Here is a 19751-nt window from a genome sequence, read left to right on the forward strand (position 1 = left end):
GTTCACTGGAGCGCGCCGGCCGGGGCGAGGCTGGCCAGGGTCACGATGTTGTCGCCGGCCATCTTGCGGGCGTCGGCGCGCTGCACCGAGACCCGCAGGACCGAGATCAGCTGGTCCAGGTCGACGGGCTTGGACACATAGTCCGAGGCCCCGGCCTGGATGCACTTCTGGCGGTCGCCCTTCATGGCCTTGGCGGTGACGGCCACCACCGGCAGGTCCATGAACCGCGACCGCGAGCGGATCTCGCGCATGGTCTCGTAGCCGTCCATGTCGGGCATCATGATGTCCACCAGGACCATGTCGACCGACGGCAGGCTGTCCAGCAGCTCCAGCCCCGCGCGGCCGCTCTCGGCGTAGCGCAGCTCGATGCCGTACTCCTCCAGGGCGCTGGCCAGGGAGAAGATGTTGCGGATGTCGTCGTCGATGACCACGGCGGTGCGGCCGGTCAGGACCGCGTCAGCGTGCTTGGTCCGGGTCAGCATGGCGCGGGCGGTGTCGGGCAGGCGCTCGACCGGGGCGTGCTGGATCAGGGCCACGTGGTCGATCAGCTGCTCGGCCGTGCGGGCGATACGGGCGGCGCCGGTAAAGACCGACAGGCGCAGGCGGCGCTCGTCCTCGGCGTCCAGGTCGCCGGCGGCGTAGAGCACCGTCGAGCCCGAGACCGCGCCGCGTTGCTTGAGCAGGTCCAGGGTCGCGCCGACCGAACCTCCGCCGACGGCCACGACCAGGCAGCCCTGTTCGCCGGTGAAGGCTTCGGGCGGCAGGGCGTCGAGGGCGGTCTCGGTGCGGACCGTGCCGAACACGGTCTTGAGCAGCTCGGCCGTGGTCTTGTCGCCGCCGACCAGGATCGGGGTGCGCTCAGGCTGGTCGGCCAGGCGGCGCACGCGGTCCAGGGTGGAGACCACCGCCTCCTGCTCGACCGGCTTGCTGGTGAAGCCCAGGGCGCCCATCGAGAGGCTGAGACCCCCGCGATCGTCGGCCGAGATCACCTGCACCGGGATGTGCCGGGTCTCGGGCGTGCGCTTGAGCAAATCGAGCAGGGCCAGGCCGTCCATGTCAGGCAGGCCCACGTCCAGCAGGATGGCCTCGGGGGCGAAACGGCGGGCCAGGGACGGCACCGAGGAGCCCTCGCTGGTCACCACGCCCTTGAAGCCGTTGTCGCGGGCCAGGGCCAGCAGGATCGAGGCGAAGCGCGGATCGTCCTCGACGATCAGAACGGTCGGGTCCTCGGGCGTGACGGTGTCGCGGTCGTCGATGACGCTCTCGACCGGCTCGTACGACGGGGCGTCGGCGGTCGAGAAGGTGAAGGTCGAGGACGGGGCGGACGGCGCGCGCGGCGACAGCAGCGGCGAGGGCTGGGCCGTCGGGCTGAAGTTCAGCGGCAGGTACAGGGTGAAGGTCGAACCCTCGCCCGGGGTCGAGACGACCTTGAGCTCGCCGCCCAGCAAGCGGGTGATCTCGCGGCTGATCGACAGGCCCAGGCCCGTGCCGCCGTACTTGCGGCTGGTGGTGCCGTCGGCCTGCTGGAAGGCCTCGAAGATGATCCGCTGCTTGTCCTCGGGGATGCCGATGCCGGTGTCGGCGACCTCGAAGGCCAGCACCTGGCCGGCCTTGTTCAGGTGGTCGTTGCTCAGCGCCCAGCCGGACTCGGCGCGGCGCACGGCCAGCTTGACCGAGCCGGCCTGGGTGAACTTGAAGGCGTTGGACAGCAGGTTCTTGATGACCTGCTGCAGGCGCTTGTCGTCGGTGTACATGGCCGGCGGCAGGGCCGGGTCGATGTCGATGCCGAAGTCCAGCTTCTTGTCCTGGGCCAGCTGGGCGAAGGTGCGCTGGGTCTGGTCGCGCAGGGACGCGAACGGCATCTGGCCGATATCGAGCGTGACGGTGCCGCTTTCGATCTTCGACAGGTCGAGAATGTCGTTGATCAGGCCCAGCAGGTCGGCGCCGGCCGAGTGGATGTTCTTGGAAAACTCCACCTGCTTGTCGCTCAGATTGCCCTGCGCGTTCTCACTGAGCATCTTCGACAGGATCAGCAGGCTGTTCAGCGGCGTGCGCAGCTCGTGGCTCATATTGGCCAGGAATTCGGACTTGTACTTGGAGGTCAGGGCCAGCTGTTCGGCCTTCTCCTCCAGCGCCGCCTTGGCCTGCTCGACCTCGGCGTTCTTGGCTTCCACCTGCTTGTTCTGGGCGGAGAGGAGGACGGCCTTGTCCTCCAGTTCGGCGTTGGTGGTCTGCAGCTCGTCCTGCTTGGAGCGCAGCAGTTCCTCGGATTGGCGGAGGCTGGTGGCCTGCAGTTCCAGGCGGTCGTTGGTCTTTTTCAGCTCTTCCTGCTGGGCCTGCAGTTCCGAGGTCAGCAGCTGGGACTGTTCCAGCAGGCCTTCGGTCCGCATGTTGGCGGCGATGGTCGACAGCACGATGCCGATGGATTCCATCAGCTGGTCCAGGAACGCCTGCTGGGTCTCGTTGAACTCGCCGAAGCTGGCCAGCTCGATCACCGCCTTCAACTCGCCTTCGAACAGGGCGGGCAGGACGATGATGCTGCGCGGGGCGCTTTCGCCGAGCCCCGAGCTGACCTTGACGTAGTCCTTGGGGACGTTGGTCAGCAGGATGCGTTCCTTCTCGGCCGCGCACTGGCCGATCAGGCCTTCGCGCAGGTGCAGCTGGCCCGCCGGGGGCTTGCGGCGATTGCCGGCATAGCTGGCGGCCAGGTTCAGCACCGCCTCGCCGGCCTCGTTGGTGTCGGAGACGTAGAACACCCCGTGCTGGGCGTTGATCAGCGGGGCCAGCTCGGAGAGGACCAGGTTCGACACGGTCGACAGGTCGCGCTCGCCCTGCAGCATGCGGCTGAACCGGGCCAGGTTGGTCTTCAGCCAGTCCTGCTCGGTGTTCTTCAGAGTCTGATCCTTCAGATTACGGATCATCTCGTTGATGTTGTCCTTGAGCGCGGCCACTTCGCCCGAGGCTTCCACGGTGATCGACCGCGTCAGGTCGCCCTTGGTCACGGCCGTCGACACTTCGGCGATGGCGCGGACCTGGGTGGTCAGGTTGGCGGCCAGCTCGTTGACGTTGTCGGTCAGGTCGCGCCACAGGCCCGCGGCCCCGGGCACGCGGGCCTGGCCGCCCAGCTTGCCTTCCGAACCCACTTCGCGGGCCACGTTGGTCACTTGGTCGGCGAAGGTGGCCAGGGTCTCGATCATGCCGTTGATGGTGTCGGCCAGCGAAGCGATCTCGCCCTTGGCGTCCAGGGTCAGCTTGCGCTTGAGGTTGCCTTGCGCGACCGAGGTCACGACGTCGGCGATGTTCCGGACCTGGCCGGTCAGGTTGGCGGCCATCATGTTGACGTTGTCGGTGAGGTCCTTCCAGGTGCCGGCCACGCCGGGCACCTGGGCCTGGCCGCCCAGCTTGCCTTCCGTACCCACTTCGCGGGCCAGACGGGTCACTTCCGAGGCGAAGCCGTTCAGCTGATCGACCATGACGTTGATGGTCGACTTCAGCTCCAGGATCTCGCCCTTCACGTCGACGGTGATCTTCTTGGACAGGTCGCCCTTGGCGACGGCGGTCGTGACGTCGGCGATGTTCCGCACCTGACCCGTCAGGTTGGCGGCCATGAAGTTGACGTTGTCAGTCAGGTCCTTCCAGGCGCCGGTGACGCCCTTGACCTGGGCCTGGCCGCCCAGCTTGCCTTCGGTGCCGACTTCGCGGGCCACGCGGGTCACTTCTGACGAGAAGCTGTTCAGCTGGTCCACCATGACGTTGATGGTGTTCTTCAGCTCCAGGATCTCGCCCTTCACGTCGACGGTGATCTTCTTGGACAAGTCGCCCATGGCGACGGCGGTGGTCACCTCGGCGATGTTCCGCACCTGGCCGGTCAGGTTGCCGGCCATCAGGTTGACGTTGTCGGTCAGTTCCTTCCAGGCGCCGCCGACGCCCTTCACCTGGGCCTGGCCGCCCAGCTTGCCTTCGGTGCCGACTTCGCGGGCCACGCGGGTCACTTCCGAGGCGAAGGCGTTCAGCTGGTCGACCATGATGTTGATGGTCGACTTCAGCTCCAGGATCTCGCCCTTCACGTCGACGGTGATCTTCTTGGACAAGTCGCCGTTGGCCACGGCGGTGGTGACGTCGGCGATGTTGCGGACCTGGCCGGTCAGGTTGGCGGCCATGAAGTTGACGTTGTCGGTCAGGTCCTTCCAGGCGCCGGTGACGCCCTTCACCTGGGCCTGGCCGCCCAGCTTGCCTTCGGTGCCGACTTCGCGGGCCACGCGGGTCACTTCCGAGCTGAACGAGTTGAGCTGGTCCACCATGGTGTTGATGGTGTTCTTCAGCTCCAGGATCTCGCCCTTCACGTCGACGGTGATCTTCTTGGAGAGGTCGCCCATGGCGACGGCGGTGGTCACCTCGGCGATGTTACGGACCTGGCCGGTCAGGTTGCCGGCCATCAGGTTCACGTTGTCGGTCAGCTCCTTCCAGGTGCCGCCGACGCCGGTGACGTTGGCCTGGCCGCCCAGCTTGCCTTCCGTACCCACTTCCCGCGCTACGCGGGTCACTTCGCTGGCGAAGGCGTTCAGCTGATCGACCATGACGTTGATGGTCGACTTCAGCTCCAGGATCTCGCCCTTCACGTCGACGGTGATCTTCTTGGAGAGGTCGCCATTGGCGACGGCGGTGGTCACCTCGGCGATGTTCCGCACCTGGCCGGTCAGGTTGGCGGCCATGAAGTTGACGTTGTCGGTCAGGTCCTTCCAGGTGCCGGCCACGCCTTCCACGCGCGCCTGGCCGCCCAGCTTGCCTTCGGTGCCGACTTCGCGGGCCACGCGGGTCACTTCCGAGGCGAAGCCGTTCAGCTGGTCCACCATGGTGTTGATGGTGTCCTTCAGCTCCAGGATTTCGCCGCGCACGTCGACGGTGATCTTCTTGGAGAGGTCGCCGCGGGCCACGGCGGTGGTGACCTCGGCGATGTTGCGGACCTGGCCGGTCAGGTTGCCGGCCATCAGGTTCACGTTATCGGTCAGTTCCTTCCAGGCGCCGGTGACGCCCTTGACCTGGGCCTGACCGCCCAGCTTGCCTTCCGTACCCACTTCACGGGCCACGCGGGTGACTTCCGAGGCGAAGCTGTTGAGCTGGTCCACCATGGTGTTGATGGTGTTCTTCAGCTCCAGCACCTCGCCCTTCACGTCGACGGTGATCTTGCGGCTCAAGTCGCCGTTGGCGACGGCGGTGGTCACTTCGGCGATGTTGCGGACCTGGCCGGTCAGGTTGCCGGCCATCAGGTTGACGTTGTCGGTGAGGTCCTTCCAGGCGCCGGTGACGCCCTTGACCTGGGCCTGACCGCCCAGCTTGCCCTCGGTGCCGACTTCGCGGGCCACGCGGGTCACTTCCGAGGCGAAGGAGCCGAGCTGCCCGACCATGGTGTTGACGACCTTGCCGGTGCGCAGGAACTCGCCGCGCAGGGGTCGGTCCTCGTTCTCCAGGTCCATGGTCTGCGACAGGTCGCCATTCGCCACCGCGCCGATCACGCGGGCCATTTCGGCGGTCGGGTGCACCATGTCGGTGATCAGGCTGTTGACGGCCTCGACGCTCTCGGCCCAGGCGCCCACCGCGCCCGGCAGCTGGGCGCGTTGGTTGATCTTGCCCTGGCGGCCGACCACGTCGCGCAGCCGTTCGAACTCTTTCGAGATCCGGTCGTTTAGATCGACAGCATCGTTGAAGGCCTCGGCCAGCTCGCCGTCCAGCCCCGACAGGTCGGTCGGCAGCCGGACCGAGAAGTCGCCGCGGCGGAACGCGCGCAGCGCCGCCAGCAGCTGATGGCCGTCGAGCTCGCGGCCACTGGCGGACCGCTCCATAACGCCTTGCATATGCATGCACCCCCACGTGCGTTGACTGGCGTTTGGGGGTGAGGGGCGGCGGCCGAACCTTGACCGTATCGCCTAGAGCAAACCCACCCCCAAACTCATTCGACAACGCGGCTGTTGGGGGCGAGTTCCGAAGCTTTGCAATTGAGCCGCTAATTGATCTTCGACAGCCGCAGGTCCTGGTAGTCGTAGCTGAAGTCGGCCAGCGGCGAGACCGCCTTGACCAGGGCCGAAACCACCTTGCCGTCCTTCAGGTCGAAGGTCAGGAAGGCGTCCTCCTGGGTGCGGTCGTCGAAGGTCGTCTTGAACATCTCGCCGTCGAAGGGCTCGAGCTTGCCGCGCAGGGCCGGGGTCTTGTCGAACGCGACGTGCAGGCCCTGCTTCTTGCCCTTTCCGACCACGGTGATGGTCACCGTGCCGTACCAGGGATCGCGATAGACGCCGGCATAGGCCGCCAGCGGCAGGCTGGGCTTGGCCCCGCCGGGCGTGGCGGTGGTGGTGGCGCGGGCGGCGTCCTTGATCGTGTCGGCGTCCGCCTGGGCCTGGACCCGCTTGGACGAGGCGATCCAGTCGAAGTCGCTACGGCCCTGCAGCCGGTCGGGACCGCCATAGCGCAGGGTGCGCAGGACCGGCGTCTCCTCGGCGTTGGTCATGATCATGATGCCCGACTTCCGGCCCGGCAGCAGGCCCGTGTACGAGATGAAGCCGGCCAGGCCGCCGGTGTGCCACAGCAGGCGCTCGCCCCGATGGTCCTGGACGAACCAGCCCAGGCCATAGGCCTGCATCGACGGACGCACCGGGTTCTCGTCGCTGGGACCGTCGGCCCAGGCGGTGAGGGTGTGCGGCTTCCACATCTCGCGGGCCGAGGGCTCGCCCCACAGGCGCTTGCCGTTGGGGGTCATGCCCAACCCCAGCTGGACCATCATCCACTGGGCGATGTCCTTAGGCGTGGAGTTGACGCCGCCGGCGGGGGCGGCCGAGGCGAAGCTGTTGTCGAACGGCAGCACCGTCTGCGGGCCCAGGCCCCGGACGGGCGGACCCAGGCGCGCATGCGGCGCGGCCCGGCGGGACTTGTCGACCAGCGAGGGACTGGAGACCGTGCTGGTCATGGCCAGGGGATCGAAGATCCGGGCCTTGATCACCACTTCCCACGACTGGCCGGTGACCGCCTCGATCACCGCCCCGGCGGCGACATAGAGCACGTTGTCATAGGCGTAGCCGCCCCGGAACTGGCCGCTGATCGGCAGGTACTTCAGCCCCGCCACGATGTCGGCGCGGGTATGGGTCGGGTCGGGCCAGATCATCAGGTCGCCCGCGCCGAGGGAGAGGCCGCTGCGGTGGACCAGCAGGTCGCGGACGGTCATCAGCTTGGTGATGACGGGATCGCTCATCTGGAAGGCCGGCAGGTGCTTGGTCACCGGATCGTCCCAGGCCAGCTTGCCCTCCTCGACCAGCATGGCGATCAGGGCCGCGGTCATGGCCTTGGTGTTGGAGGCGATGCCGAAGACGGTGTTCTCGTCGCAGCGGTCCGGCTGGCCCAGCGTCTTGACGCCATAGCCCTTGGCCAGGGTGACCTTGCCCTTCTCGACGACGGTGATCCCCAGGCCCGGCTGGTCGGGGAAGGCGGCCATGACGTCCTGCGCCAGCTGGTCGACGGCGGCGGCGACCGAGCCGGTCTCCTGCGCGAAGGCCCGACTGCCGAACGCCGCCAGACCCGTGGTCGCGAGGGCCGAGACAAGAGCGGTGCGGCGGGTCGTGGCGAGCATGGGCGGTCCTTACGGTGAAGGTACCACGCTATGCCGAGCCCCTATCGGCGGACAAGGGCGCAAGAAACGACCCCGAACGGTTTTGGGTCAGTTGCCCCCGTCCAGCAGCCGCCGCGCGATCACCTGCGCCTGGATCTCGCCCGCGCCCTCGAAGATGTTGAGGATCCGCGCATCGGCCAGCAGCCGGCTGGCCGCATACTCCATCGCGAACCCGTTGCCGCCGTGGATCTGCAGGGCGTTGTCGGCCGCCGCCCAGGCCACGCGCGCCGCGATCAGCTTGGCCATGCCGGCCTCCAGGTCACACCGCTTGCCTTCGTCCTTCTGGCGGGCGGCGTAGTAGGTCAGCTGGCGCACGCCCATGATCTCGGCGGCCATCATGGCCAGCTTGTTGGAGACGCGCGGGAACTCGAAGATCGCCTGGCCGAACTGCTGGCGGTCCAGGGCGTAGGCCAAGCCGGTCTCCAGCGCGGCTTGCGCTACCCCGACCGCGCGGGCGGCGGTCTGGATGCGGGCGCTCTCGAAGGTGGCCATCAGCTGCTTGAAGCCTTGGCCCGTAACGCCACCCAGCAGGTTCTCGGCCGGCACTTCGAAGCCGTCGAAGCCCAGCTCATATTCCTTCATGCCGCGATAGCCGATCACCCCGATCTCGCCGCCGCTCATGCCTTGGGCGGGGAAGTCGTCGCCCTCGACGCCGCGCGGCTTGGGGGCCAGCAGCATGGAGAGGCCACGATAGTCGGTGGTGGCCGGGTCGGTGCGGACCAGCAGGGTCATGACGTCGGCGCGGGCGGCGTGGGTGATCCAGGTCTTGTTGCCGGTCACCACATACTGGTCGCCCTTCAGCTCGGCCCGCGTCCGAAGCGCGCCCAGGTCGCTGCCGGTATTGGGCTCGGTGAAGACGGCGGTCGGCAGGATCTCGGCGCTGGCGATCTTGGGCAGCCAGTATTCTTTCTGCGCATCGGTGCCGCCGGTCAGGATCAGCTCGCCGGCGATCTCCGAGCGGGTGGCTAGCGACCCGACGCCGATCCAGGCGCGGGAGAGCTCTTCGGAGACCACGCACATGGCGGTCTTGCCCATGCCGCTGCCGCCGAACTCTTCGGGGATGGTCAGGCCGAACACACCCAGGGCGCCCAGCTCCTCGACCAGTTCGATCGGGATCAGCTGGTCCTTCAGGTGCCACTCGTGGGCGAAGGGGGTGACCTTCTCCTCGGCGAAGGCGTGGAACTGGTCGCGGATCATCTCGAAGGTTTCGTCGAGACCGGTCTGTTCCAGCGTCGGCTTGCCGCGCGCCTGGGACAGATGCTGGGCGATGCGGGTCTTCACGGCCTGCGTCCCGCCCTCGACCATCAGCTTCATCAGGCCGTTGGAATAGAGCCGGTTCAGCACCGCGCGGTCTTCGACCAGATGCGCCGGCCGGACGATCTCGCCCTGGTTCATCGGCACGCCGCCGACCAGCTGAGCGCAGTATTCGCTGAACAGCAGCTGGGCCAGCAGGGCCTCGATCTCGCCGAACCGGCCCTCGTCCTGCAGCCGCTCGGCCCAGCCGGCGACCTGGTTCAGGAGCTCGGCATAAGCGGCGTACCAGCCATAGCCGTGGACGCGGTGCTGATGGATGTCGGCCAGCTTGCGGTCGACCTTGCCGGTTTCGCCCGAGATGTGGGCCAGCACCTGCGGCTTGGCCTCGGCCACGAACAGGCCGGCGGCGTCGGCCGCTTCACGCAGCAGACCGGTCAGGCCGGGGAGAATGAGGGTCTCGCTTGCCGTATGCGTCATGCTTGCTCCCCGGCTCCAAACGGTTGTTTTCTTCACCCTGGCGCTTTTCGCACCTGCGAGCAATGCCGCAGCGCACAAGGTCGAGGAAGAAACAATGCTGACGGTTCATCACCTCAACGAGTCGCGCTCGCAGCGGATCCTGTGGCTGCTGGAGGAACTGGGCGTCCCGTACGAGATCGTCCAGCACACCCGCGATCCCAAGACCCGCCTGGCCCCGCCGTCACTGCTGGCCGTGCATCCGCTGGGCAAGTCGCCGGTGATCGTGGATGGGGATCTCACCGTCATCGAGTCCGGCGCGATCATCGACTACGTGATCCGCCGCCACGGCGAGGGGCGCCTGGCCCCGGATCCGGCCAGCGCCGACTACGACCGCTACCAGCAGTGGCTGCACTATGCCGAGGGCTCGGCCATGCTGCCGCTGATGCTCAACATGTATGTCGGCCGTCTGGGCGAGGCCGGCGCGCCGTTGCATCCGCGCATCCAGAGCGAGATCGCCAACCACCTGGCGTTCGTGAACGACAGCCTGGCCGGGCGGGCGTTCTTCGTCGGCGAGGCCCTGACCGGCGCCGACATCCAGATGAGCTTCGTGCCCGAGGTGGCCAAGGCCATGGGCAAGCTGGCCGACTATCCGCACATGGCCGCCTGGATCGGCCGCATGCACGCGCGGCCGGCCTGGGCCAAGGCGCTGGAGAAGAGCGGGCCGTACGCGCTCGGCGCCTAGACGATCTCGATCGTCAGCGGCGCGCCGCCGGCGGCGATCTCCAGCAGGCGGTCGACGTTCGGATGCGCGCCGGGACGCTCGCGGGCGTCGGCCGTGTGCTCGCCGAACACGGCCAGGCCGTGCTCGGCCGCACGCGCGTCCAGGGCGCCGAAGGCCTGCTTCAGATACTGATAGACTGCCACCGAGCCCTGCTTGCCCGGCTGGTTCTCGATGCTGGCGACCACGATCCCTTGCGCGTCGACCAGGTCGATGCGCTGCACGCCGTCGATGGCCGGCAGCTGCTGAAGATTGTCCTTGAAGGTCGCGCCAGGTTGGATCATCGCCAGCTTTCTGAAGGTCGTTGCGGGCGGGGCTCGTAACACCCCGGGCGAACTTTTTTCAACATGAACGAAATCTGCTGAACGGGTTCCCGCAACCGTTCAGCTTCGCCCTGTCATGGTCTGTCTCACGGGGTTGCTGACCCCGCAGACTTTGAAAAGGGACAAAGACCATGACCATCTCGATGAAGATCAAGACCACCGCCCTGACCCTGGGCGCCGCCGCCGCGGCCCTGTCGATGGCCGCCGCGCCGCAAGCCAATGCCGGCGTCGTCGGCTGCAAGGCCTCGGGCTCGAAGCAGGAAGTCGGCGCGGTCCTGGGCGGCCTGCTGGGCGGCCTTGCCGGCAACAAGATCGCCGGCAAGGGCGATCGCGGCACGGGCACGGCCATCGGCGCCGTGGTCGGCGCGGGCGCCGGCTCGGCCATCGGCTGCGGCATGCAGAAGACCGAGGCGGCCAAGGACGTCGGCGGCATCTACAAGTCGGGTGGCTATCGCTACGCCCAGACCGTCGAGGCCGCGCCCCTGGTCAAGATGGACAAGAAGTACGTCACCCGCTCGACCGTGAACCTGCGGGCCGAAGCCTCCACCCGCGGCGAGCGCCTGGGTTCGGTCAGCTCGGGCTCGACCTTCCAAGCCCTGGGCCGCACCGGTGACGGCAAGTGGATCCTGGTCGGCCAGAACGGCGTCGGCGTCGGCTACGTCTCGAGCGCCTACGTCTACCGCGCCTAACCCGCGCTAGAGCTTTCGGAGCGCGTCCGCTCCGTCCCTCTGGCCGCGCTTCGAAGAGAGCCCGCCCGGTCCACCCCCTAGGACCGGGCGGGCTTTTTCGTTGTTACGAGAGAGCACTCACCCCGCCCAGCCAGGTCTGCCAGACCACCACCAGCGCCCAGTGCAGGATCACCGCCGGCCAGATCGAGCCGGTCACCCGCTTGGTGATCGCGCAGCCCAGGCCCAGCACCGCGCAGCACAGCAGGAAGTCGGGCCGCAGGAAGATGCCGGCGGCGGACTTCAGGAAGGTCACGGCCTCGAACACGTGCCAGACGGTGTAGAGGGCGGTGGAGACGGCGATCTCCAGCTTGGGGCGCGCGCTCTCGCTGGGGCCGGGGGTGAGCAGGCCTCGGAAGGGGATCTCCTCGCCCAGGGCGGGGATGAAAAACACGATCAGCATGCGCAGGGGCAGGCCGGGCTCGGTCGGCTGGAGCTTGTAGAGCCCGGTGACGAACCCGATGACCATCATCAGCGCCAGGGTGGCGGCGGAGATGGCGGCGCAGAGCAGCCAGCCGCGCGGGGTGGGCAGGGTGCGCAGGCTGGTGAGGAGTCTCGTGCAGTAGACCTGAAGGCTCAGCGCCATCTCCACTCCCCGTCATCCCGCGCTTTATGCGCGGGACCCATGGTTCAGCTTACACGTGAGATCCCTGTCCTGCTCCGCACCTGCGGCGGAGAAATGGGTCCCGCGCATAAAGCGCGGAATGACGGGATATGTTTGGCGGGGGAGGAGACCCCTACGTCCGCCACCGCAGCGTCTGGTCCTTCACCGGATTAACAAACGCCCGGCCTTCTCGCCGGCTGGCCATCCATTCGCGCTTGCACTGGTGGTACCAGCGCGCCTGCTGGTCCGCGTCGCCCACCCACATCAGCGGCGGGTTCTGCTGCAGCCCCGGCGTCTGGGCCGCCACGATTGCCCCGTCCTGGCGCAGGAAGGCCCGGGCGGCCACGCGGATGATCGGATAGAAGGCCGTGAAGGCCCAGTGGTCCGACCACATGATCTGGTTCATCCGGGTCTTGTGGGCGTTGATCGGCGTCATCGCCGACAGGGCCAGCACCTGACGCTCGCCCACCGTCACATGCTCCCAGCGCAGGCCCGGCAGGCGGAAGGTGATCTCGGTCAGGGGCTCGCCGCCCAGGATGGCGTAGGCCTTGGAGTTCTTGGACGGCTCGTGCCGCACCATGGTGAAGCCGGCTTCCGAGGCGCAGAAGGTCTTCTTCTTCTCGTGCTGGCTGGTCTTGGTCCGCCACCACCACTGCTGGTGCACGTAAGGGCCGTGGGCCGGATCGATCAGGCCCAGCACCGCGTGGTCGATATGGATGTCGTAGTCCAGGTGGTCGACCAGCTTGGGCTTGCCGCCCACCACGCCGGGGATGGTCGGCGGCGGCTCCGGCGGTTCGCCGTCGAAGCGCGGGTTCGAGGACATCCAGATCCAGACCATGCCCTGCTGCTCGACGGTCGGATACTTGCGCACCCGCACCTTGGAGATGTCGAAGTCGCTGTCGCCGGTCAGGGACGGGATCGACTTGCAGGCCCCGTCGGGCCCGAAGCGCCAGCCGTGATAGGGGCACTCGATGCTGTCGGTGCCGTCGGCCTCGCGGTGCACGCGGCCGGCCGACAGGGCGGCCGCGCGGTGGGGGCAGATGTCGCGGATGGCGTAGACCTGGCCCGCGCGGGTGCGGCCCAGGAGGATCGGTTCGCCCAGATATTCGCGCTTCTCGGCCTTGCCGGGTTTGATGTCGGGCGACAGGCAGGCGACGTACCAGGCGTCCCAGACGAAGCCCTCGCCGAACTTGTCAGCGATAGGCTTGGCCTTGATCAGCGGGGCGTCGTCGGCGGGCATGGTGCGCTTCTTAGCGGTTGGGAGAACGCTGTAACTTGAGGCCCAGTGTCGCAGGCCTCTGCGACAGCCGTATTCAAGCTCGAGAAAGCGACAGCCAAAGTTGTGGGCGGATTACCTCCGCCAAGTCCCCCGACCGTGTTCCCCCGAACACGCCCCGCCCGAGAGAGACCTCACCGCGACGCGGCCGTCTCCACCAGGCGCTGATAGAAGCGCACCATTCGCGCGACATTGTCCAGGCTGATGTGTTCGTCGGTGCCGTGGATGATCTTGGTCTCCTCGACCTTCAGCACCAGCGGCTGGAAGCGATAGACGTCGCTGGCCACCCCGCCCATGTAGCGGCTGTCGGTGCCGGCGGTGACCAGGCCGGGCACGACCGGGGCCTTGCTCTCGTCGCCCGCCAGGCCGGCGATGGTCTTCCAGGCGTCCGAGCTGGTCGACGAGACGGCCGAGGGCTCGTCCGGCGTCTTGCTCCAGGCCAGCTGGACCGGCAGCTTGCCGACCGCGTCCTTGGCCCGCGCCATCACCGTGGCCGAGCTGTCGCCCGGCGCGATGCGATAGTTGATCCAGGCCGTGGCGTCCTGCGGCAGGACGTTCTCCTTGGGCGAGCCTTTCAACATGGTCGGCGCGATGGTGGTGTGCAGCATGGCCGCGCCGGCCGGGGTCTTGGCGGTGACCTTCACCAGCAGCGGCGAGAACAGCCAGGTGTTGGCGGCGAAGATCTTCACCTCGGGCTTGGCGTACGGGGCGATGGCGCCCAGCATGTCGGCGCCGGGGCCCTGGAACTTCATCGGGAAGGGGTGGTCGTTGATCGCCGCCACCGCCTTGGATAGGGCCACCACGCCGCCGCCGTCCGCGGGCGGGGCCGAGCTGTGGCCGCCGACGGCCGGAGCCGTGACCTTCATGGTGGCGTAGCCCTTCTCGGCCGTGCCGATAATGGCGGCGGGCTTGCCGGTGACGGGGTGGTCGGCGACCACGGCCATGCCCTCGTCCAGCACGAACTGGGCCTTGATGTTGCGCGACTTGAGCAGCGCCGCGGCGGCGCGGGCGCCCACGCCGCGCACCTCCTCGTCATGGCCGCTGACGATGATCACCGTGCGCACGGGCTTGAAGCCGCTGCCCGCCACGCCTTCCAGCGCCTCGAACAGCGTGACCAGCGAGCCCTTGTCGTCGATCGCGCCCCGACCCCAGACCGCGCCGTCGGCGATGACGCCGTCGAACGGCGGATGGCTCCACTGGCCCTCGCTGCCCGGCGTCACCGGCACCACGTCCTGGTGGGCCATCAGCACGATCGGGGGCAGGGCGGGGTTCGATCCGGTCCAGGTGTAGACCAGCGTGTGGTCGGCCACGACCTCGCGGGTCATGACCTTGTGGGCCTGCGGATAGGTCGTTTGCAGCCAGGCGTGCAGCTTGTCCCACTCGGCCGGCTGGTCGTCGGCGCGGTCCTGGTGGCTGATGGTCTGGAAGCGCACGGCCTGCGCCAGGTGGTCGGCGGCCTTGGCGACGTCGACGGGCCGAGCCGAGGCCAGTTTCACCGCCGCGGGATCCACCACGGCCGGCGCCTTGAACGTCGCGGTGCGCACGGCGACCACGGCCGTCACGGCCAGAACCAGACCCACGGCCGTCAGCGCGACCTTACCCCCGACACCCATAATCATCTCCCCGAACACTTGTTGGGGGAGACTGTGCGTTGGATTTCGATACGCGACAATCTCGTTATCGAGCGGCTGCGAAAGTTATCCACAGGGCGCCGCTCAATCCCCGTACTTTTCGGGAGCGCCTCAAACCTATTCAAAGGCTTATCGGAAAACGCACGTTTCTTGTCCCCGGTCCGTCAGACGGCCGCAAGCTAGCGGCATGACACAGACCTCTGCCCAACGCTGGTGCGAAGACACCCAAGCCAAGCTGATGGCGATGCTGGACGCCGTCTGGGCCTCGATCGAGGCCACGGACGACCCCGTCCTGATCCGCAAGGCCCGCGAAAAGGCCAGGGTCTGCGGCGTCATGGCCGCTACCGCCCGCAAGATCGCGGCGATGGTCCCGGAGTGGAAGCCGGCGGCGGCTCCGCGCCCGGCTTTCACCGAGACGCCGGAGCCGCCGCCGCATACGCCCCGCGCCCTGGACCGCCTCAAGGGCGGCCGGCGCGGGCGATTGTGATCTTAGGCCGCGAACACGAACTCGACGCCGCCCGGGCCGCCGTGCTGAGCGATCAGGGCCAGGTCCTTGGCCGTCAGGGCGTCGGTGTGCAGCACGCGCATCCAGGCGCCGTTGCACAGCGCGTCGGCCGCCTTCACCAGCTCGTCCAGGCTGTAGTCGTTGGCGCTGACCTGAAAGCCGCCGCCATAGGTCGCGATGGCCACCAGATCGGCCAAGGTTCTCGTCGTCATGATCAATCCCCCTATCGCCCCACAGTGGGCGTGACGGGGAAGGTGCCAGCCGAAGTTGAGTTTTTGGTAAAGCGTAGTTTGCCATGCGCGTCGAACGTGGCGCTCGACTCCCGGAAAACTTCGCCCTAAGCTTGCCGACGATGACCCTCGCCGCCAGCCAACAGCTGTTTTGGTACTTTAGCTATCCGACGCCTCTGGCGCCGGGAGGGGATCGTTTGGCCTGAGATCAACCAGGACCACAAACATCTTCACCAGCCGCCAGGGGTTCCCCGGGCGGCTTTTTTAATGGCCGCCGGACCTCTCCAAAAGATTTCCCGGAGTACGCCATGCCTTCCTCGACCGCCGCCAATGTCGTCACGATCCCGGTCCCGACCGACGACCTGCGCATCCAGAAACTGCAGACCCTCAGCCCGCCCGCCCAGGTGATCGGCGAGGCCCCGGCCACCTCGCAGGTCGCCGAGGTCGTGGGCGCGGGCCGCCGGGCCGTGCACGAGATCCTGAACGGTCGCGACGACCGCCTGGTGGTGGTGATCGGCCCGTGCTCGATCCACGATCCCAAGGCGGCCCTGGACTACGCCCAGCGCCTGGCCGCCGAGCGCGAACGCCATGCCGGCGAGCTGGAAATCGTCATGCGGGTCTATTTCGAGAAGCCGCGCACGACCGTGGGCTGGAAGGGCCTGATCAACGACCCGGACCTGGACGGCGGCTTCCGGATCAATGACGGCCTGCGCCTGGCGCGGCGCGTGCTGCTGGACGTCTGCGCCCAAGGCCTGCCGGCCGCCTGCGAGTTCCTGGACGTCACCACCCCGCAATACATCGCCGACCTGGTGGCCTGGGGCGCGATCGGCGCGCGCACGACCGAGAGCCAGATCCACCGCGAGATGGCCTCGGGCCTGTCGTGCCCGGTCGGCTTCAAGAACGGCACCAATGGCGACGTCAAGGTGGCGGTCGACGCGGTGATGGCCGCCAGCCAGCCGCACCATTTCCTGGCCGTGACCAAGGAGGGCCGCGCGGCCATCGCCACCACCACCGGCAACAAGGACTGCCACGTGGTGCTGCGCGGCGGCAAGACGCCCAACTACGACGCCGCCAGCGTCGCCGCTGCGGCCGAAGCCGTCGCCAAGGCGGGCATGCCGGCCCGGATCATGGTCGATGTCAGCCACGCCAACAGCGGCAAGAACCACGAGAACCAGCCGGCAGTGGCGGCCGACATCTGCGCCCAGGTGGCCACGGGGTCTTCGCCGGTCATGGGCGTGATGATCGAGAGCAACCTGGTCGCCGGCCGCCAGGACATCGTCCCCGGTCAGGCCCTGACCTACGGCCAGTCGGTCACCGACGCCTGCATCGACTGGGACACCTCGGTGAAGGTGCTGGAGGATCTGGCGGCGGCGGTGAAGGCGGGCAGGGCGGCGCGCTAGCCGAGCTCCCGCGCGCGGCCTAGTCTCCTCCCCAAACCGGGGAGGGGACCATGGACGCCAAGGACAAACCCATCTGGGCGGTGCTGGCCGTCTGCCTCCTGGCCGCCATGCTGGAGGGGTTCGACATCCAGTCGATGGGCGTGGCCGCGCCGCGCATGGTCCCGGCCTTGGGCCTTACGCCGGGCCAGGCCGGCTGGGCGTTCAGCGCCAGCTTGATCGGGCTGATGCTGGGGGCCTCGGCCGGCGGCGCGGTCGCCGACCGGATCGGGCGGCGGCCGGTGCTGGTGTTCTCGGCGGCGGCCTTTGGCCTGTTCTCGTTGGCGACGCCTTTGGCCAAGGACTTCGAGGCCCTGCTGGTCGTGCGCGTCCTGACCGGCGTCGGTCTGGGCGGGGCCATGCCGATGCTGATCGCCTTGGCGTCCGAGCAGGCCGGCCCGGCGCGCAAGACCGTGACGGTGGGCCTGGTCACCGCCGGCCTGCCGCTGGGCGGGGCGGTGGCGGGCCTCTTGGCGCGCTCGCCCCTGGCCGAGGATTGGCGGATGATCTTCGTGGTCGGCGGGATCGCCCCGCTGCTGGCCGCGCCGCTGCTGCATTTCGTCCTGCCGCTACGCCGGCCGCAGGCGATCGAGCAGCAGGGCCGGGCGGCCTTGAGCGCGCTGTTCTCGCCGCGCCGTCTGCCGATTACCGTGAGCCTGTGGCTGGGCGTGGCCCTGACCGCGCTGATCCTGCACCTCTTGCTCAACTGGCTGCCGACCCTGCTGGTGGCGCGCGGCCTGCCCAAGAGCGCCGCGTTCGGGGCGGCGGCGCTGTTCAATCTGGGCGGCGCGGCCGGCGGGGTGCTGCTGGGCCTCTTGGTCGATCGCATCGGGCCGCGCTGGCCGCTGGTCGGGACCTTCGCCGGCCTCGCCTTGGCGCTGCTGGGCCTGGCCAGCGCGGGCAATGGCGGCGAGATCGCCGTGCTGGCCTTCGTCGCCGGCTTCCTGCTGATGGGCGGCCAGTTCACGCTCTACAGCCTGGCGCCGCAGCTCTATGCCGACGCGGTGCGCGGCAGCGGCGTCGGCGCGGCCATCGCCGCCAGCCGGCTGGGCTCGATCCTCGGCCCGCTGGCCGCCGCCCAGCTGATCGGCGCGGGCGCGGCAGGCGGGGCGGTGGTCGGGGCGCTGGTCCCGGTGGCCCTGGCGACGGGTCTCTCGGCCGGCCTGCTGACAGTCTTCGGCGCGCGGGCGGCTAGAGCGGAGACACCCGAAGCTTAAGCCCGCGAGCAAGCCATGCCCACTTCCGTCGGCGACGCCGTCCACGCCTATGCCGCCGCCTGGCGGGCGGGCGACCTGCCGGCCATGGTCGGCGGCTATCACGACGACTTCACCCTGTACTATGCCGGCCGCAACAGCCTGGCTGGCGTCCATGTGGGCAAGGCCAAGGCGCTGGCGGTATTGGCCGAGGTCTCGCGCCGCACCAACCGCCAGCTGGTCGAGATCGTCGACGTCCTGGTCGGCGAGACCCGCGCCGCCATCCTGGCCCGCGAGCGCTTCCGCCGCGACGGCCGCGAGGCGGTGGTCGAGCGCCTGCTGGTCTACACCGCCCGCGACGGCCGGCTGGACGCCTGCTGGGTGCACGAGACCGACCAGGCGCTGGCCGACAGCTTCCTGGACTAGCTCCCGCCGCCCAGCTCCTGCACTTCCTCGAAGGTCCGGAGGCCCGGACGCTGGGCGCAGACCAGCACGGCCATGTTCCCCGGCAGGTGCTGGTTGGCCAGCATCTTCTCGTGGGCAGCCGGGATCTGGTCCCAGGGGAACACCTCCGACAGGCACGGATCGACGCGGCGGTCGATGACCAGCTGGTTGGCGGCGCTGGCCTGCATCAGGTTGGCGAAGTGGCTGCCCTGCACGCGCTTCTGGCGCATCCACAGGAAGCGCGCATCCATGGTCAGGTTGAAGCCCGAGGTGCCGGCGCAGATGGCCACCATGCCGCCGCGCTTCACGACGAACACGCTGACCGGGAAGGTCGACTCGCCGGGGTGCTCGAACACCAAATCCACGTCGCGATTGCCGGTGATCTGCCAGATGGCTTTGCCGAACTTGCGGCTCTCCTTCATGTAGTCGGAGAACTCTGGGCCGTTGACCTTGGGCAACTGGCCCCAGCAGTCGAATTCCTTGCGGTTCAGCACCGCCTTGGCGCCCATCGACAGCACGAACTCGCGCTTGTCGTCGTCGCTGACCACGCCGATGGCATTGGCCCCGGCCACGGCGGCCAGCTGCACGGCGAAGACGCCCAGGCCCCCTGACGCGCCCCAGACCAGCACGTTCTGGCCGGGCTTCAGCTCATGCGGCTTGTGGCCGAACAGCATGCGGTAGGCGGTGGCGAGGGTCAGCGTGTAGCAGGCGGCCTCTTCCCAGGTCAGGTGCCGGGGACGCGGCATCAGCTGGCGCGACTGCACCCGGCAGAACTGGGCGAAACTGCCGTCCGGCGTCTCGTAGCCCCAGATGCGCTGGCTGGACGAGAACATCGGGTCGCCGCCGTTGCACTCCTCATCGTCGCCGTCGTCCTGATTGCAGTGGATGACGACCTCGTCGCCCAGCTTCCATCGCTTCACCTTGGCGCCCACGGCCCAGACAATGCCCGAGGCGTCGGACCCGGCGATGTGGAAAGGCTGCTTGTGACCGTCCAGCGGGCTGATCGGTTCGCCCAGCGCCGCCCAGATGCCGTTGTAATTGACCCCGGCGGCCATCACGAGGACCAGCACCTCGTCCTCGCCGATGTCCCAGGTGGGGACCACCTCGACCTGCATGGCGTCGGAGGGCTTGCCGTGGCGGTCCTTGCGGATGCTCCAGGCGTACATGGACTTGGGCACGTGGAAGGCCGGCGGGATCTCGCCGATCTCGTACAGGTCCTTCAGGACAGGCTCGGCCATGTCA

16 protein-coding genes are annotated in these 19751 nt (G+C 68.3%); 7 read left to right on the top strand and 9 right to left on the bottom strand.

The genetic code is table 11. The features are described from left to right. Positions 1–2 precede the first annotated feature (2 nt). From AC07NF_RS10125 to AC07NF_RS10135, 3 genes are all read right to left on the bottom strand, one after another. A complete protein-coding gene (locus AC07NF_RS10125) occupies positions 3–5852 on the bottom strand; it encodes a HAMP domain-containing protein (RefSeq protein WP_494631922.1) in 5850 nt (1949 codons plus the stop codon). A gap of 149 nt (positions 5853–6001) precedes the next feature. Continuing rightward, entirely contained in the window at positions 6002–7615 is a 1614-nt protein-coding gene (locus AC07NF_RS10130; protein WP_494631921.1) for a serine hydrolase, read from the bottom strand. A gap of 87 nt (positions 7616–7702) precedes the next feature. Next, on the bottom strand, positions 7703–9385 hold the full coding sequence (locus tag AC07NF_RS10135) for an acyl-CoA dehydrogenase family protein (RefSeq protein ID WP_494631920.1): 1683 nt from the start codon (positions 9383–9385) through the stop codon (positions 7703–7705). 94 nt (positions 9386–9479) lie between these two features. On the opposite strand from AC07NF_RS10135, the gene AC07NF_RS10140 reads away from it, so the two are divergent. Further along, a complete protein-coding gene (locus AC07NF_RS10140) occupies positions 9480–10106 on the top strand; it encodes a glutathione S-transferase family protein (RefSeq protein WP_494631919.1) in 627 nt (208 codons plus the stop codon). Here the strand turns inward: AC07NF_RS10140 and AC07NF_RS10145 are convergent. After that, positions 10103–10426, bottom strand: coding sequence for a DUF2322 family protein (locus tag AC07NF_RS10145; protein WP_494631918.1), 324 nt, complete (start codon positions 10424–10426; stop codon positions 10103–10105). The two genes, AC07NF_RS10140 and AC07NF_RS10145, sit on opposite strands and share 4 nt — an antisense overlap. Before the next feature lie 170 nt (positions 10427–10596). On the opposite strand from AC07NF_RS10145, the gene AC07NF_RS10150 reads away from it, so the two are divergent. Beyond that, entirely contained in the window at positions 10597–11154 is a 558-nt protein-coding gene (locus AC07NF_RS10150) for an SH3 domain-containing protein (RefSeq protein ID WP_494631917.1), read from the top strand. A gap of 103 nt (positions 11155–11257) precedes the next feature. Here AC07NF_RS10150 and AC07NF_RS10155 read toward each other — a convergent pair whose 3' ends face one another. The 3 genes from AC07NF_RS10155 to AC07NF_RS10165 form a co-directional block, all read right to left on the bottom strand. Further along, positions 11258–11776 (bottom strand): CPBP family glutamic-type intramembrane protease, encoded by a 519-nt coding sequence (locus AC07NF_RS10155; protein ID WP_494631916.1) that lies wholly within the window; start codon positions 11774–11776, stop codon positions 11258–11260. A gap of 151 nt (positions 11777–11927) precedes the next feature. After that, positions 11928–13034 (bottom strand): Rieske 2Fe-2S domain-containing protein, encoded by a 1107-nt coding sequence (locus AC07NF_RS10160; RefSeq protein WP_494631915.1) that lies wholly within the window; start codon positions 13032–13034, stop codon positions 11928–11930. Between the two features lie 170 nt (positions 13035–13204). Continuing rightward, positions 13205–14683: a M20 family peptidase gene (locus AC07NF_RS10165; protein WP_494631914.1), complete on the bottom strand. Its 1479-nt coding sequence runs from the start codon at positions 14681–14683 to the stop codon at positions 13205–13207. Between the two features lie 205 nt (positions 14684–14888). Between AC07NF_RS10165 and AC07NF_RS10170 the strand changes: the two genes are divergently transcribed. Continuing rightward, positions 14889–15188 carry a hypothetical protein gene (locus AC07NF_RS10170; RefSeq protein ID WP_494631913.1) on the top strand — a complete coding sequence of 100 codons (300 nt, stop codon included), beginning with the start codon at positions 14889–14891 and terminating at the stop codon, positions 15186–15188. A gap of 2 nt (positions 15189–15190) precedes the next feature. Here the strand turns inward: AC07NF_RS10170 and AC07NF_RS10175 are convergent, their stop codons facing one another. Next, positions 15191–15418: a hypothetical protein gene (locus AC07NF_RS10175; protein ID WP_494631912.1), complete on the bottom strand. Its 228-nt coding sequence runs from the start codon at positions 15416–15418 to the stop codon at positions 15191–15193. A gap of 140 nt (positions 15419–15558) precedes the next feature. On the opposite strand from AC07NF_RS10175, the gene AC07NF_RS10180 reads away from it, so the two are divergent. The 4 genes from AC07NF_RS10180 to AC07NF_RS10195 all read left to right on the top strand — a co-directional run bounded on the left by AC07NF_RS10180 (position 15559) and on the right by AC07NF_RS10195 (position 18491). Next, positions 15559–15642, top strand: a complete 84-nt coding sequence (locus AC07NF_RS10180) for a hypothetical protein (RefSeq protein ID WP_165262165.1) — start codon at positions 15559–15561, stop codon at positions 15640–15642. Positions 15643–15744: 102 nt separating this feature from the next. After that, positions 15745–16836, top strand: coding sequence for a 3-deoxy-7-phosphoheptulonate synthase (locus tag AC07NF_RS10185; RefSeq protein ID WP_494631911.1), 1092 nt, complete (start codon positions 15745–15747; stop codon positions 16834–16836). Between the two features lie 50 nt (positions 16837–16886). Continuing rightward, positions 16887–18089: an MFS transporter gene (locus AC07NF_RS10190; protein ID WP_494631910.1), complete on the top strand. Its 1203-nt coding sequence runs from the start codon at positions 16887–16889 to the stop codon at positions 18087–18089. Positions 18090–18104: 15 nt separating this feature from the next. Beyond that, on the top strand, positions 18105–18491 hold the full coding sequence (locus tag AC07NF_RS10195; protein ID WP_494631909.1) for a nuclear transport factor 2 family protein: 387 nt from the start codon (positions 18105–18107) through the stop codon (positions 18489–18491). Here AC07NF_RS10195 and ccrA read toward each other — a convergent pair. Continuing rightward, the gene (gene ccrA, locus AC07NF_RS10200; RefSeq protein ID WP_494631908.1) at positions 18488–19747 is read right to left on the bottom strand and encodes a crotonyl-CoA carboxylase/reductase; all 1260 of its coding nucleotides are present in this window, start codon (positions 19745–19747) and stop codon (positions 18488–18490) included. The genes AC07NF_RS10195 and ccrA overlap by 4 nt on opposite strands. Positions 19748–19751: the final 4 nt, after the last annotated feature.

This window comes from Caulobacter sp. GW821-FHT10A06, assembly GCF_059415805.1.